This window comes from Hypericibacter sp. (assembly GCF_050729195.1).
Taxonomy (GTDB): Bacteria; Pseudomonadota; Alphaproteobacteria; order Dongiales; family Dongiaceae; genus Hypericibacter.
Genome location: NZ_JBOHKS010000275.1, coordinates 1 through 14314 on the forward strand (window position 1 = coordinate 1; position 14314 = coordinate 14314).

At 66.2% G+C, this 14314-nt stretch carries 14 protein-coding genes, 1 tRNA gene and 1 pseudogene; 7 read left to right on the forward strand and 9 right to left on the reverse strand.

Annotated elements, in window-relative coordinates; genetic code table 11:
* The first annotated feature begins 67 nt into the window (after positions 1 to 67).
* From ACREE8_RS22325 to ACREE8_RS22345, 5 genes and pseudogenes are all read left to right on the forward strand, one after another.
* Positions 68 to 484, forward strand: coding sequence for a tetratricopeptide repeat protein (locus ACREE8_RS22325; RefSeq protein WP_431575238.1), 417 nt, complete (start codon positions 68 to 70; stop codon positions 482 to 484).
* 44 nt (positions 485 to 528) lie between these two features.
* A pseudogene (gene selB, locus ACREE8_RS22330) lies at positions 529 to 2313 on the forward strand (selenocysteine-specific translation elongation factor); the annotation flags it as partial.
* A 126-nt stretch (positions 2314 to 2439) separates the two neighbouring features.
* Positions 2440 to 2535, forward strand: a tRNA-Sec gene (locus ACREE8_RS22335).
* 17 nt (positions 2536 to 2552) lie between these two features.
* Positions 2553 to 3011 (forward strand): hypothetical protein, encoded by a 459-nt coding sequence (locus ACREE8_RS22340; RefSeq protein WP_431575225.1) that lies wholly within the window; start codon positions 2553 to 2555, stop codon positions 3009 to 3011.
* Positions 2998 to 3390 carry a hypothetical protein gene (locus ACREE8_RS22345; RefSeq protein ID WP_431575226.1) on the forward strand — a complete coding sequence of 131 codons (393 nt, stop codon included), beginning with the start codon at positions 2998 to 3000 and terminating at the stop codon, positions 3388 to 3390. The genes ACREE8_RS22340 and ACREE8_RS22345 overlap by 14 nt, the downstream gene beginning before the upstream one ends.
* Before the next feature lie 103 nt (positions 3391 to 3493).
* Here ACREE8_RS22345 and ACREE8_RS22350 read toward each other — a convergent pair whose 3' ends face one another.
* From ACREE8_RS22350 to ACREE8_RS22375, 6 genes are all read right to left on the reverse strand, one after another.
* The gene (locus ACREE8_RS22350; RefSeq protein WP_431575227.1) at positions 3494 to 4744 is read right to left on the reverse strand and encodes an MFS transporter; all 1251 of its coding nucleotides are present in this window, start codon (positions 4742 to 4744) and stop codon (positions 3494 to 3496) included.
* The gene (locus ACREE8_RS22355) at positions 4741 to 6135 is read right to left on the reverse strand and encodes an FAD-dependent oxidoreductase (protein ID WP_431575228.1); all 1395 of its coding nucleotides are present in this window, start codon (positions 6133 to 6135) and stop codon (positions 4741 to 4743) included. The genes ACREE8_RS22350 and ACREE8_RS22355 overlap by 4 nt, the downstream gene beginning before the upstream one ends.
* A gap of 61 nt (positions 6136 to 6196) precedes the next feature.
* The gene (locus ACREE8_RS22360) at positions 6197 to 6514 is read right to left on the reverse strand and encodes an ArsR/SmtB family transcription factor (RefSeq protein WP_431575229.1); all 318 of its coding nucleotides are present in this window, start codon (positions 6512 to 6514) and stop codon (positions 6197 to 6199) included.
* A gap of 67 nt (positions 6515 to 6581) precedes the next feature.
* A complete protein-coding gene (gene arsB / locus ACREE8_RS22365) occupies positions 6582 to 7640 on the reverse strand; it encodes an ACR3 family arsenite efflux transporter (RefSeq protein WP_431575230.1) in 1059 nt (352 codons plus the stop codon).
* Between the two features lie 60 nt (positions 7641 to 7700).
* Positions 7701 to 8210: an arsenate reductase ArsC gene (locus ACREE8_RS22370; protein ID WP_431575231.1), complete on the reverse strand. Its 510-nt coding sequence runs from the start codon at positions 8208 to 8210 to the stop codon at positions 7701 to 7703.
* Positions 8203 to 8610 (reverse strand): ArsR/SmtB family transcription factor, encoded by a 408-nt coding sequence (locus ACREE8_RS22375; RefSeq protein ID WP_431575232.1) that lies wholly within the window; start codon positions 8608 to 8610, stop codon positions 8203 to 8205. The genes ACREE8_RS22370 and ACREE8_RS22375 overlap by 8 nt, the downstream gene beginning before the upstream one ends.
* A gap of 287 nt (positions 8611 to 8897) precedes the next feature.
* On the opposite strand from ACREE8_RS22375, the gene ACREE8_RS22380 reads away from it, so the two are divergent.
* Together ACREE8_RS22380 and ACREE8_RS22385 are read left to right on the forward strand one after the other, a co-directional pair.
* Positions 8898 to 9218, forward strand: a complete 321-nt coding sequence (locus tag ACREE8_RS22380) for a hypothetical protein (protein ID WP_431575233.1) — start codon at positions 8898 to 8900, stop codon at positions 9216 to 9218.
* Between the two features lie 12 nt (positions 9219 to 9230).
* Positions 9231 to 11276, forward strand: a complete 2046-nt coding sequence (locus tag ACREE8_RS22385) for an alkaline phosphatase family protein (RefSeq protein ID WP_431575234.1) — start codon at positions 9231 to 9233, stop codon at positions 11274 to 11276.
* A gap of 39 nt (positions 11277 to 11315) precedes the next feature.
* Here ACREE8_RS22385 and ACREE8_RS22390 read toward each other — a convergent pair whose 3' ends face one another.
* The 3 genes from ACREE8_RS22390 to hpnJ all read right to left on the reverse strand — a co-directional run.
* Complete coding sequence (locus tag ACREE8_RS22390) at positions 11316 to 12281, reverse strand: flippase-like domain-containing protein (RefSeq protein ID WP_431575235.1); 966 nt, start codon at positions 12279 to 12281, stop codon at positions 11316 to 11318.
* On the reverse strand, positions 12278 to 13135 hold the full coding sequence (gene hpnK / locus ACREE8_RS22395; protein ID WP_431575236.1) for a hopanoid biosynthesis-associated protein HpnK: 858 nt from the start codon (positions 13133 to 13135) through the stop codon (positions 12278 to 12280). The genes ACREE8_RS22390 and hpnK overlap by 4 nt, the downstream gene beginning before the upstream one ends.
* Positions 13132 to 14314: hopanoid biosynthesis associated radical SAM protein HpnJ (gene hpnJ / locus ACREE8_RS22400; RefSeq protein WP_431575237.1), on the reverse strand; the 1183-nt coding region annotated here is incomplete at its 5' end. The genes hpnK and hpnJ, both read right to left, overlap by 4 nt.

Genomic DNA, 14314 nt, shown 5'->3' on the forward strand with positions numbered 1-14314 from the left:
GGATTACGCGCGCGCCGCCGAACTCTATCGGGCCGCCGCGGAGCAGGGCGACGGCCCGGCGCAGGACATGCTGAGCTGGATGCAGCTGGAGGGGGAGTGCATTCCGCGCGACATCGGGGAGGCGCAACGCTGGGCGCGGGCGGCGGCCGATCAGGGAATCGCGCCAGCGATGACGCGCATGGGCATGCTCTATCACAATGCGCTGGGCGTGAACCGGGACCCGGCAGAAGCGGCGCGGTGGTGGCGTCGCGGCGGCGAGCGAGGTGACGCGGACGGTCAGGCCATGCTGGGTGCGGCCCTCGCGCTCGGATCCGGCGTTCCGCGCGATCCCATTGCCGCGCTCGCCTGGTTGCTGCGGGGGCAAGCCGGCGGCAGCACGCTGGCGGCACCCTTCCTGGGCACGGCCCGGGCGGCCCTCGATGCCGACGGTCTCGCCGAAGCCCAGCGGCGGGCGGCCGCTCCCTTGCCGGAGCCGGCCCCGTGATCATCGGCACCGCCGGCCATATCGACCATGGCAAGACCGCGCTGGTGCGGGCGCTCACGGGCGTCGATACCGACCGGCTCAAGGAAGAGAAGGCGCGCGGCATCTCGATCGATCTGGGATTCGCCTATCTGCCTGCGCCCGGCGGTTCGGTGCTGGGCTTCATCGATGTGCCGGGCCATGAGCGCTTCGTGCACACCATGCTGGCGGGTGCCAGCGGCATCGATTTCGTCCTGCTCGTCGTCGCCGCCGATGACGGCGTCATGCCGCAGACGCTGGAGCATCTGGCGATCGTCGAGCTGCTCGGCATCGCGCACGGCCTCGTCGCCTTGACCAAGGCCGACCTCGCGTCGCCCTCCCGGCGCGCCGATGTCGTGGCCGAGATCGTGCAGGCGCTGACGTCGACGCCTCTCGCTGGAGCGCCGGTGCTGCCTGTCTCGAGCGTGACGGGGGAAGGCATCGAAACATTGCGCGAGCGACTGTTCGAGGCCTCGCAGGCACTGGGACGGCGAGCCGCCCGCGGGCGTTTCCGGCTCGCGGTCGACCGCTCCTTCACGCTGGCCGGCACCGGCACCGTCGTGACCGGCACCGTGCTGTCGGGCAAGGTGGCGGTCGGCGACCGGCTTCTGATCAGTCCGCCGGGACTCGCTGCGCGGGTGCGCTCGATCCATGCCCAGAACCGCCCCGTCGAATCCGGGCAGGCGGGCGAGCGCTGCGCCCTCAATCTCGCCGGGGAAGGAATCAGCAAGGAAGCGATCCGGCGCGGCGATCTGGTCCTCGATCCCGAGCTCCATGCGCCGACCGATCGCATCGACGCGACCCTGCGGCTGCTGCCGGGCGAGACCAAGGCGGTCGGGCAATGGAAGCCCGTGAGGCTGCATCATGCCGCGGCCGAGGTCGGCGCGCATCTGGTGCTGCTCGAGGACGAGCCGCTGTTGCCGGGTGCTGAGAAGCGGGTACAGCTCGTGCTCGAGAAGCCGATCGCAGCCGCGGCCGGCGACCGTTTCGTCTTGCGCGACAGCGCGGCCCAGCGAACGATCGGCGGCGGCCGGTTCCTCGATTTGCGGGCGCCCGCGCGCAAGCGCCGAACGCCCGCTCGCCTGGCCCAGCTCGAGGCCCTCGCCATCGCAGATCCCGCGGAGACGCTGGCGGCGCTGCTCGATCGCGACCCCCGCTATGTCGATCTGCCGGCATTCGGCCGCGACCGCGCCCTGGAAGATGACGAACTGGCCCGGATCGTCGCCGATCTGGGCGTCTTCCGCATCGCCACGAAGGAAGGTGCGATCGGCCTCGGGGCGACGACATGGTTGTGGTTGAAAGACAATCTCCACGCGGCCCTCGACGCCTTCCACAAGGTCAACCCGGACCTTCCCGGCATCGGCTTCGAGCGGTTGCGGCTTCAGCTCGAGCCGCGCCTGCCGGCCCCGGCCTTTGCGTCCGCGCTGCAAGGCATGGCGCGCGCGGGCGATGTGGCGCTGGATGGCGCCTGGGTCAGGCTGCCCGGCCATAAGGTGCAGCTGACTCCGCATGAGGAACAGCTATGGGAGAACGTGGCACCGCTTCTCGCCGGGGCCGAACGGTTCCGCCCGCCGCGGGTGCGCGACATCGCCGTGTTGTTCAATGTTCCCGAGGAGGATATCCGGCGGCTGGCGAAACTCATGGCGCGCATGGGCAAGGTCTCCGAGGTCGCGCATGATCATTTCTTCCTGCGCAACACGGTCGCGGAGATGGTGCAGATCGCCGTGAACCTGGCCTCCGTCTCGGAGAAGGGCGAGTTCACGGCGGCGCAATTCCGCGATCAGGTCAATAATGGTCGCAAGGTGGCCATCCAGATCCTCGAATTCTTCGATCGCCACGGCGTGACGCTGCGGCGCGGCGATCTTCGCCGCATGAACAAGCATCAGCTCGATCTGTTCCGCCCGGCCCCGGAGGGGCAGGCCCTGACGACATCGAATCAAGGAAGAGAAGCGTCCCCGGTGGGGCGTCCGGACTTCAAATCCGGGTGGGGCCGCGAGCCGGTCCTCGGTGGGTTCGACTCCCATTCTCTTCCGCCACCTTCCCGGAACCCCGGATGACGCCCGCAACCGCGACTTTCCTCGACGCGCTTCATGCCGCCGCCGGCCAGGCGGAGACGGCCGAAGGGCGGTATCGGCGCGAGACCGCGCAGCGGATCGCGGCGCTGGAGCGGGAACGAGTCTTCGCGTTCCGGCGGCTCAATCTGTTGCGCGCCGTCGCGCAGGCGGTCGCGAGGTCGGAAACCGAGGAGGTCGCGGTCGCGAACGCGCAGGCGATGCTGCGCAGCAAGCTCGGCTGGAGCTCGGACAGCGAGGCGCGGACGGAGTTGCTGTCGCGCTTCGCTCCTGTCGGTCAGGCCGTGTTTCACGGCCTTGCCCCATCGGAAGAAGCACCGACCGCACCGGTGGCGGATTGCCTCGCGGCGTTCGAGGCCTGGTATGAGGGCGATCGCCGGACGCCGTTCTGGATTCTGTTCGAGCACTATGTTCCGGAGACGCCCCGTGTCGACTTCTGAGCGAATTCGCACGGAGAACGATTTCGAGCCGTGGCTCCGCCAGACCTTTGCCGAGAAGGGTGCCTTCACCGCACTGGCGGTTCTGGTCGAGATCAGCGAGACGCAAGTGAAACCCTCATGCTCGACCTTCTTCAACGTCATCGGCGACGAGGCCGAATGGAACGAGATCGTCGCCATGTTCGCAAGCGCGGGCCGCGAATGGGACGGGGCCGCGTTCTTCCCGGTGACGGCGTCGGCGGGCGGTCCACTGGACAACACCACGGCACGCTTCCGCCTGCGCGAGCTCGAGGCCCGGCTCGCCCAGGACCGCCTGGTCCTGAACGAGGGGCAGTTCTTCGACAAATGGGGCCGGCGGCTGAAGATCGAGGCGCTGGCATAATCGAGGGCGTCCCCGCCGAGGGAGCTGGATTCTATCTAAAGTCGCTTACATTCGCTCTTCATGGGTCGCGATTGCGAGGCACCCATCGGCATTCGGGAATCCGCTAAGATCCGCGAGGGCGGACACCGTTCCGTTTCGCCAAAGCGGCCAGGGCACTCACCATGACGAGCGTGAGAATTGCGGCCGCGACGATTGCGCCCAGCGTCACGTCGGTGCCGAAGCGATGGATCAGGACGGCACCCAGCGAAGGAGCGCCGGCCTGAAGGAGCAGGCTCGGCAAAGCGAGCTTCCCCATCAAGACGGCGTAACCGTCGGCGCCGAAGAGTGCCAGGGGGACGGTCCCGCGCGCGATCGATTCGAGCCCGATGCCGCCGCCATAGGCCATGAGCGCGAGCCCCACGAGCGGTAAACCGCCCCAGAGCGAGCCGAGACCCAGCACCACGAGCGCCGCCGACACCACCATGGTCCAGATCGGATGATGGAAGCGCGCGATCGCCATCTCGATGGCGCGGGCGCCGACCTGCGAGGGACCGACCATGGCGCCGAAGGCGACGGCCGTCGTCAGCGTCATGTCGCGCGCCTGCAGGATGGTCAGCATATGGACCGACATGGTCGCGGAGATCATGGAGGCCGTGGCGATGACGGCACCCAGTAGGAGCAACACGGTACGATCGCGCTTCGTGAGGATTCGCCGCGATGTGGGCGCCGTCGCATCGTCGGCGGCCGGCCTCGTGGCGTTTCGCGGGGATGTCTGGCGTGGCAGGACGAAGAGATAGACCGGCAGCAAGATAAAGAGATGAATTGCGGCGTAGGTGAAGCAGGTGCCGCGCCATCCGAGTTCCGACACCAGCCAGGCCGATAGCGGCCAGCAGGCCGTGCTGGCGAAGCCGCCGAACAGCGTCAGCGTGGTGATGGTCGAGCGCGCACCCTGGCCATAGATGCGCCCGAGCGTGGCGAAGGCGGCGTCATAGAGGCCGGCTCCCATGCCGAGCCCCATCAGCACCCAGGCGACCAGATAGACGATGGGATTGGGCGCCAATGCCAGGCCGATCGAGCCCGCCGCCAGCAGGAGTGCGCTGATGGCGAGCACGGGCCTTCCGCCATGGCGTTCGATCGCATGGCCGACCTTGGGCGAGATCAACGCCGCGGTCAGCAGCCCCAGCGACAGCCCGCCGACGATCCAGCCCAGCGGCCAGCCCGTATCGTCGGCGATCGGCTTGGCGAGGACGGCCGGCAGATAGTAGGAGGAACCCCAGGCCAGGATCTGCGTCACGCCCAGCGCCGGCAGGATGATGCGCCGATCCGGCAGGGCAGCCGGAATGTCGGCGGCTCCGGCGGTGACGGATTCGGTCATGCGGCGACGCCGCTCCCACAGCAGGATTTTTTCTCGGGCTTCACGGCAACCGGCGCGGGGGCGCAGCAGGCCGCCGTCGCGGCAGGGGCGGGAACGCAGCACGCGGCGGCAAGGATGGTCTGCTCATAGGGGTTGCTGTCGCAGATGCCGGTTTCCGGCAAGGTCAGCTTCACATCGTCGGCGGCAGTCATGTCGCCAGCCAGTGCGGCGGCCACCGAGCGCACCTGTTCATAGCCGGTCAGCAGCAGGAATGTCGGCGCGCGGCCATAGCTCTTCACACCCACGGTGTAGAAACCAGGCTCCGGATGCCCGACCTCGCGATGGCCATGCGGCGGCACCGAGCCGCAGGAATGGAGATTGGGATCGATCAGCGGCCCCAGCGCCTTCACGCCCTCGAGCCAGGGATCGAGCTCGAGCCGCAGCTCGCGGGTCATGGTCAGGTCGGGGCGCTGGCCGGTGGCAACCACGATCCGGTCGAACGGCCCCAGGCTCCGCGGACCTTGCGCCGTCTCGCCGTCGAGCAACAGACCTCCGCCGCCATCGCGCAGGCGGGCCGCCGCGAAGCCGGATGTCAGCGCGATCCGGCTCTGTTCGACCGCCTCCTTGAGATGCCAGCCCAGAGCGCCGCGCGCCGGCAACTGATCGGCGTCGCCGCCGCCATAGACCTTGGCGAGGCTGGTGCCGCGCACCATCCAATCGACCCGCGTGCCCGGCGCCTCGGCGGCGAGCCGGATCAGATCGAGCAGGACATTGGCTGCCGAATAGCCGGCACCGACGACGAGCGTACGCCGACCGGCATAGTGCGAGCGATCGCGGCCCAGGACATCGGGCATGCCATAGGCGAGCCGGTCGGCATGCTCGGCTTCGCCGTCGGCCGGCAAGCCCGAGGCGCCGATGGGATTGGGCTGGTTCCAGGTGCCCGAGGCATCGATCACGGCGCGTGCCAGATCGCGCCGGCGCGAGCCATCCGCGCGTTCGACCAGGATTTCGAAAGGCTTCGTCTCGCGCTGCCGGCTCGTCATCTTGTCGAGACCCTGCCGGGTGATCGCCAGGACGCGGGCACCGGTCTCGATGACCGGCGCCAGCTCGGCCGTGCATGCCAGTGGGGCGAGATAAAGGTCGCAAAGCTCGTCACCGGTCGGAAGCCCGTTGGGATCGGGCATCCGCCAGCCCTGGCGCTCGAGGATCGCCTGTGCCGCCTGATCGATATTATGTTCCCAGGGCGTGAACACCGGGACATGGCCCCAATCCCGCAAATTGGCACCAACGGTGGCGCCGGCCTCGTAGACCTTTACGGAGATGCCGCGCTCGACCAGATGGGCGGCGGCGGCAAGCCCGATCGGACCGGCCCCGATCACGGCGATGGGGAGCGGAGCGCTGTTATCGGTCATGTTACATATCCTTCGCTAATTCCGGAATCATCGAACTAGAAGGTAAAACAGGTACCCCACGTCAGGCCGCGGCCTCTCCGCTCGCGGCAGCGGGCGCATCGGCGCAGCATTCGTCGGCGAGGAATCCCAGAAGATCGCCCATGACTTCGTAATTGGCCCGGCAGATGAGCGTGGTCGCCTGGCGCTCCTGCGAGACCAGCCCGGTCAGGATCAGGCGGTGGAGGTGATGCGACAGGGTCGAGGCCGCGATCCCGATCTTGTCCTGCAGCCGGCCGACCGGCATGCCGCCTTCGCCCGCGCGGACCAGCGTCCGATAGACCTTGAGCCGGGTCGGGTTGCCCAGCGCCTCGAGCTGCTTCGCTGCTTTTTCGAGTTTCATGGAAATAAGGATGGTGTCACCAGAAGCCGGAGTCAATCTCTATTTCAAAGAAAGTCGAAATAACCTCTCAGCGCTTCAGGCTTGGCGCCAGCTGCGGCTTGCGCGCGCCGCGCTCATACCAGGGCCGGCTGGCATTGACGATGCGCACGACCGACAGCATCACCGGGACCTCGATCAGCACGCCGACGACGGTGGCAAGGGCCGCACCGGAATGGAAACCGAACAGGCTGATGGCGGCGGCGACGGCGAGCTCGAAGAAGTTGCTGGCGCCGATGAGCGCCGAGGGTCCGGCCACGCAATGCTGCTCGCCGGCGAGCCGGTTGAGGAGATAGGCGAGGCCGGCATTGGCATAGACCTGAATCAGGATCGGCACTGCAACCAGCGCGATCACGATCGGTTGCGCCAGAATCTCCTCGCCCTGGAATCCGAACAGCAAGACCAGGGTCGCCAGCAGGGCGCAGAGCGAGACGGGCTGGATTCGCCGCAGCATTGCCGTTAGCGCTTCATCGCCGCCTTGGCGCAGCAGCGCGCGGCGCAGGATCTGCGCAACGATCACGGGAACCAAAATATAGAGCGCCACCGACAGGACAAGCGTGTCCCAGGGCACCGTGATCGCGGAGAGCCCCAGCAGCAGCGCCACGATCGGCGCGAAGGCGACGATCATGATGCTGTCATTGAGCGCGACCTGGGTCAGGGTGAAATGCGGCTCGCCCTTGGTCAGGTTCGACCAGACGAAGACCATGGCGGTGCAGGGCGCCGCCGCCAGGATGATCAGGCCCGCGATATAGGAGTCGATCTGGCCCGCGGGGAGATAGGGGCGGAACAGGTAACCGATGAAGAGCCAGGCCAGCGCCGCCATGGTGAAGGGCTTGACCGCCCAGTTGATGAACAGCGTCACCCCGATTCCGCGCCAGTGGGCCGTGACGCCGGCGAGCGCCTTGAAGTCGATGCGCATCAGCATCGGTACGATCATCAGCCAGATCAGGATCGCGACCGGCAGATTGACCTTGGCGATCTCGAGCCCGCCGATGGCCTGGAAGACGCCCGGCAGGAGATGGCCGAGGGCGACGCCAACCGCGATGCAGAGCGCGACCCAGAGGGTCAGATAGCGTTCGAAGACGGACATGGGCGAGTGTGTTTCTCTGGAATCAGGGGCGGGAACGAAACCGGCGGCCAGCGAAACCCGCTAGACGGATTCGGGGAGACGACGGCCGATCTCCTCGAGCCGCTTCTGCAGGCTGAGCCTGTCCAGCGACCTCACCGGCAGATGGGCGAAGACGCTGATCCGGTTGCTCAGCATGCGATAGCAGTCGGCGAGGGCCAGCCGGCGCGCGATCTCGCTGCCCTTGACCGCGGCGGGATCGGGCACGCCCCAATGGGCGGTCATGGGCTGGCCCGGCCAGATCGGGCAGACCTCGTTGGCTGCGTTGTCGCAGACGGTGAAGACAAAATCGAGGGCGGGCGCGCCTGCAGCGGCGAACTCGTCCCAGCTCTTGGAGCGCAATTCCGCCGTCGGATAGTTCAGCCTTCCCAACAGGTCGATCGCATAGGGATGGACCTGGCCCTTGGGCTGGCTCCCGGCGCTGAAAGCCTTGAAACGCCCGAGGCCTTCACGATTGAGGATGCTCTCGGCAAGGATCGATCGCACGGAATTGCCGGTGCAAAGGAAAAGCACGTTGAAGATTGGTTCAACCACAAGACGCCTCCGGCGGGCAGGCGCAGGATTCGAGCAGCGGCTCAAGCAGGGGCGCGCAAATTTCGGGTCGTCCGCCGCAACAGTCGCGGGTCAGGAATCCGATCAGGCCGCGAAACCCCTCGAGGTCTGCGCGATAGAAGATGGTTCGCCCCTGACGCTCGGCCTTCGCCAAGCCCGCCCGGCTGAGGATCGCCAGATGCGAGGACATGGTGTTGTGCGGCACGCCGCAGGCCGCCGCGATTTCGCCGGCCGGGATGCCCTCGGGGTGGGCGCGGACCAGGGCGCGGAATACGTTCATGCGGGTTCCCTGCGCCAAGGCGCTGAGGGCTTCCATCGCTTCCAATTCGTCTATATTCGTGGACATATCGACATAAATAGCGAAAGCGACAACATCCTGCAAGCATGTTCGAATCCGAACTTCGCTGGACTGTTTCCGAAAACAGGTAAAGAGTCTGACCTGTTCGCTCCGCCTGTGGCGGAGTGCCGATGGGGGTACACATCGGACTGAGTTGCCGACGCAACGGCCCAGCTGCGTTTCGGCAAGGCTTCGAGGTCTTGAGCCGCTGAGATTCGTTGCGGTCGGCTGTCGCTTCCGGGCATCGCTCCACGATTCGATCGAACGTTCGACCGGAAAAAGCCAGGCGCCGTCCGTGGACGCGACGAATCCCGTTTGGGGTCGGTTATGCGATGAGCCGGACGCTGGATGACGTCTATGCGGTCATCGCCCGCATGCCGGGCGATGACGGAGAAAAATCGCGGCTTCGCGAAACGGCGCGCCGATATCACCGCGCCTGCGGCTGCGCCCTCAGCGGCGTGTTTCTCATCGTCGCGATCCTGGCCTGCGTTGCCTGTCTCATCCTGGCCGAGCCCTTTCGCTTGAGCCTGATCGCGCTCGGCCTTGCCGGCATTTTCGGCGCGGGCCTCCTGGGCAAGGCGATCGGCATCGGCTGGGCCCGGGTGAGGCTCGCGCTGATGCATCGCTCCCTTGTCCGACGCCTCGCGACCTGAAGGGGAACCGCCATGTCGACCTGCACCAACTGGGTCAACCAAGCCGTCATCACCTGCAAGAACTGGTCGTCGAAGACCGACTATGAATGTACGACCTGGGCGGACGAAGGCTCGGACCAGTGTTCGGAATGGGCCGACGAGGGATCGAACAACTGCACCTCCTGGGACGAATGCCACTGGTACACGCCCTGGGACTGCATCGCGGGTTTCTTCTGCCGCGCCTGGTATTGGGTCGCGAAATGGGTCTGCAAAGGCTGGTACTGGGTCGCCAAATGGGTCTGCAAGGCCTTCGCCTGGGTGGTGGAGAAGTTCTGCGTCCTGTTCGGCTGGGTCTTCCAGCTGGTCTGCACCGCCTGGGATACGATCCGATGCGCCTTGCTCGGCTTCTGGCACTGGCTCGAGTCCCTGTTCGGTCGCGGCGGCAAGGGGAAGCAACCGCAGATCGAGCATGTTTTCGTGCTGATGCTCGAGAACCGCTCCTTCGACCATATGCTGGGCTTGAGCGCTCTCAGCGGCGTGGATATCCAGGGCAATCCCGTCACGGCCGACGGTGTCGACGTGAACGTCAACTCGAACCCGGATCCCGTAACCCATGCCGATGTCTTCGTCGCGCCGACCGCCGACTACTTTCTGTCGGGCATCGACGCGGGCCCTGGCCATGAGTTCGAGAACGTGGTCACGCAGCTTTGCGGTGCCGGCGTGACCTATACCGAGGGCGCGCCCTATCCCGATATCCACAACACGGGCTTCATCGCCGACTATGCCCATAGCGGCGCTCAGGTGCCGACGAACATCATGAAATGCTATGCCGCCGCGCAATTGCCGGTCATGAACCAGCTGGCGCGGGAGTTCGCGGTCTGCGACCGCTGGTTCTCATCGCTGCCGGGACCGACTTTTCCCAACCGGTTCTTCGCGATGGCAGCGACCTCGGGCGGCCTCGACGGCAGCCCGAGCGATCTCCAGACCGTCATCTCCACCGGGTTCGAAGGCTACCGTTTCGAAAACGGCAATATCTTCGACCAGCTCGATCAGTACTGCCTGCCCTGGCGGATCTATCGCGGCGACGATTTCCCGGCGGCCTTCCTCCTCAGCGGCATGAACCTCAACGAGCTCCAGGGGCGCCTGACGGGCTTCGACGATTTCGAAACCGAGGTGAACGACACCGGATTCGACAAGAAGTTCATCTGGATCGAACCCAAATACAGCGCCGACAAGTTCGATATCACCGGCCCGGGCGATTTCACCTGCGGCAATTCCATGCACCCGAAGGATGACGTGAGGCGCGGGGAAAAGCTGATCAAGAAGGTCTATGATGTGATCCGCAACTCGCCGCATTGGGAGAAGAGCCTGCTGATCGTGACCTTCGACGAGCATGGCGGCTTCTACGATCATGTGGCGCCGACGCCAGCCACACCGCCCGGCGATGCCTTCACGCAAGACTATATCCAGCATCACTTCCCGTTCGACCGCTATGGCGTCCGGGTGCCGACGCTGGTGATCTCGCCCTTGATCCGGAAAGGCGTGATCGACAAGACCGAGTATGATCACACCTCGGCGCTGGCGACGGTGCAGAAGCTGTTTGGCATGGGCCATCTGACCGCCCGCGACGGGGCCGCCAGCGATCTGCGGCCGCTTTTGTCGCTGGCCACGCCGCGGACCGACGCGCCCCTGACCCTGCTGCCGGTTGCGGCCGATCTGCCGCCTCTTCCCTGCGACGACGATGACGACGAAACCGGCGTGATCCTCAGGATGAAGCTGTCCGAGATGAAGTCGGCGCAGGCCGGCGGCATCTATCGGGGGAAAAGGGTCCGCGAAGCGCCGGTCGATCGCTCACAGATCGGCTTCATCCAGGTCGCCCTGTTGCGCGTGCTGCAGGACGCAGAATATCCCGAGCGGCAGCAATGGATCGAGGAATACCGGCGGATCCAGAACAACCTCGACGCGGCGGTCTTCATGACCGAAGCCAAGCTCAAGCTTCGCTATGGCGCCGACGTCAAGAAGGAAGCCCGGCTGGAGCAGGAAAAGTTGCGGCGCGAGCAGCGCGCTCGCACGCGCTAGGCTCTCTCCGTCAAAGTTCGACGATCGCGGCGGCGCTGTTTACGGAGCGCTGCGCAACGCCCGGCTCTCGGCGAACTGCCAGTTGACGAGACCCGGCAGGAAGATGACGCCGTCGCGGATGCGACGCGCGGTCGCCAGCGCCATGGCGGTCACCGGATCGAGCCCGATGGCGGCCCCGATCAGCAGGAAGGCCGCCTCCTGCACCCCAAGCGCGCCCGGCACCAGAAAGGCGGCGCTGCTGACCGCCTGGATCACCGATTCGACGATGACGGCGTCGATCACGCCGATGGGCTGGCCCAGGACCCAGAGTGCCGCCCATATCTCGGCAGCTCCGGCCAGCCATCCGGCCAGCAGCCACAACAGACAACCCGCGATCGCGGCATGTCGACGGTAGAGCGCTCTGACCTCGCGATCGATCTGGGCCGAATGACCGATGGCCGCCTCGAACCGGCCCGCGGCGAGGCGATTGAGAAGCTGCATCGCCTTCTCGGTGAGGCCCGCATTTTGCAAGGCGATGAGAAGCGCGACGCCGATCGCCAACAGCAAGAGGGCGAGTGCCAACCTGGCGAACAGGGTCGTGGCCGAATCGAGATAGAGGAAGGTCAAGCCCATCAGGGCGAAGGCCAATTGGCTGACGATCGAGAGCGCGACTTCGACGGTCAGGCCGGCGACGGCCGGGGAGCGATCGACGCCCACGCGCCGCAGCATGCGATAGGCGACGATCTCGCCGCCGACCCGTGCCACGGGCAGCAAGCCGTTCACCGCCTCGCGGATCCAGACCACCCGCATCAGGCTCGCGAGCTTCGGCCGGCTCCCGACGGGGAAGAGCAGGCGCCAGGCCTGGGCGTTGATCAGCATGGGACACAGATGAACCAGGCTCGCCAGGACCAATCCCGGTCCTGCCATCTCGAGCAAACTCAGAATGGCGCCGGGGTTGTCGCGCAGGAACAGCCACACCGCGAGAATCAGGCCGGCGAGGGCCAGAACCTTGCCAAGATGCCTCATGCTCCGAATTCCGCTGCCTTGAAATCCCCGAAGCCGCCCCGGGCGGCGCCCGTCTCCTGCAGCGCGGCAAGAACCGAGGGCGCCATGAGGGCGGCCAGTTCCTGAGCATAACCATAGCCGGGGGCGGCGCCCGGAAAATCATTCGAGACGGCGGGGTGGAGGTAGATTTCGCTCAAACCGGCGGGAAGGTGGCGCAAGACGCCGGCCAGGCGCGATTCGGTCATGGCCCCCGACCAGGTGAGCCCGAACACCTGCCGGGGAACCAGCAGGCCCGCCATCGCAAATCTCGCCTGCAGCAACCCGGTGACCGGCGCCAGAAGCATCGGTTGAACGGCACGCGATCCCGGCTCGATGCGGCGGAGAATGGCGGCCGGTTCCGCCGGCACTCGCGCGGCGGACATGCCGAACCGGCGGCCGATCGCGATGATCCGTCCGGCGACCGTGGGATGAAGGTGAAAATGCTTGTGGGCGTTGACGTGATCGAGCCGCAGGCCGGTCGCGCGGAAAGCCTCGAACTGCGCGGCGATCTCGGCAGTCAATTGGCGTCGCACCGCGGGCCGAAAGAACATATCGACGCCCATAGAGGCCATGTCGGACCGGAACAAGCCTCCGGCGTCCACCAGATCCGGAATCTCGGCCGGCGGCAGGGCCGGCGTTCCTTCGACCAGCACGAGGTGCAAGCCGACTCTCAAGGCGGGCAGGCGCTTGGCGCGCGCCACGGCATCGGCCGCCGCCATACCGGTCACCATCAGGCTGGCCGCCGTCAGGATACCGTCGCGATGCGCGGCCTCGACCGCCTCGTTGATCTCGATTGCGGCCCCGAAATCGTCGGCTGTGACGATGACGCCCTTCAAGGCGCGATGGCCCGGCGCTCGCGCAGGAAGCGGAAGAACTCGACACCTTCGCGAAGCCGGCGCCGCATCATCTCGGGGCTGCGGACCATCTCGCCGACGATAGAGGCGATCTTTCCCGAGCGGAAGTAGAAGCGACGATAGAACTCCTCGACGGAATCGAAGATCTCTTCATGGCTGAGATGCGGATAATGCAGCGGCGCGATCTGGACGCCATGCGAATCCACCAGCTCGGCATTCGCCTCGTCGAGCCAGCCGTTCTCCAGGGCCTGCTTGTAAAGGAAGGTTCCGGGATAGGGCGCGGCCAGCGACACCTGGATCGTGTGAGGGTTGATCCGGGCCGCGAAGCGGATGGTCTCCTGGATGGTTTCCTTGGATTCTCCCGGCAGCCCCAGGATGAAGGTGCCGTGGATGGCGATCCCCAGCTCGTGGCAGTCCTTGGTGAAGCGTTCGGCGACCTCGATCCGCATCCCCTTCTTGATGTTGTGCAGGATCTGCTGATTACCGGATTCATAGCCGACGAGAAGCAGCCGCAGCCCGTTGTCCCGCATCACCTTGAGGGAGGCGCGGGGGACATTGGCCTTGGCATTGCAGGACCAGGTCACGCCCAGCTTGCCCAGCCCTTTGGCAATGGCTTCCGCACGTGGCAGATCGTCGGTGAAGGTGTCGTCGTCGAAGAAGAACTCCTTCACCTGCGGGAAGGCTTTCTGCGCCCAGGCGATCTCCTCGAGGACATGGCCGACGCTGCGCGTCCGGTAACGGTGGCCGCCCACGGTCTGCGGCCAGAGGCAGAAGGTGCAGCGCGATTTGCAGCCGCGGCCGGTATAGATGGAGATGTAGGGATGCTTCAGGTAGCCGATGAAATAGCGCTCGATCTTCAGATCGCGCTGATAGACCGGCGTCACGAAGGGGAGCAGGTCCATATTCTCGAGGATCGGACGCTCGGCGTTGTGCTCGATCCTGCCGTCGCGATGGCGGAAGGAAATGCCGGCGATCGAGGCCAAGGGGCGCTCTTCGGCGACCTCCCGGATCGCGAAATCGAACTCGTTGCGCGCGACGAAATCGAGCGCTGTCGCCGCCTTCAGGCTGCCATCCGGATCGACCGCCACCTTGGCGCCGACGAAGCCGGTCGTCAGCGCGGGGTTGGCCGCCTTCAAGGCTTCGATCGTCTTGACGTCGGAC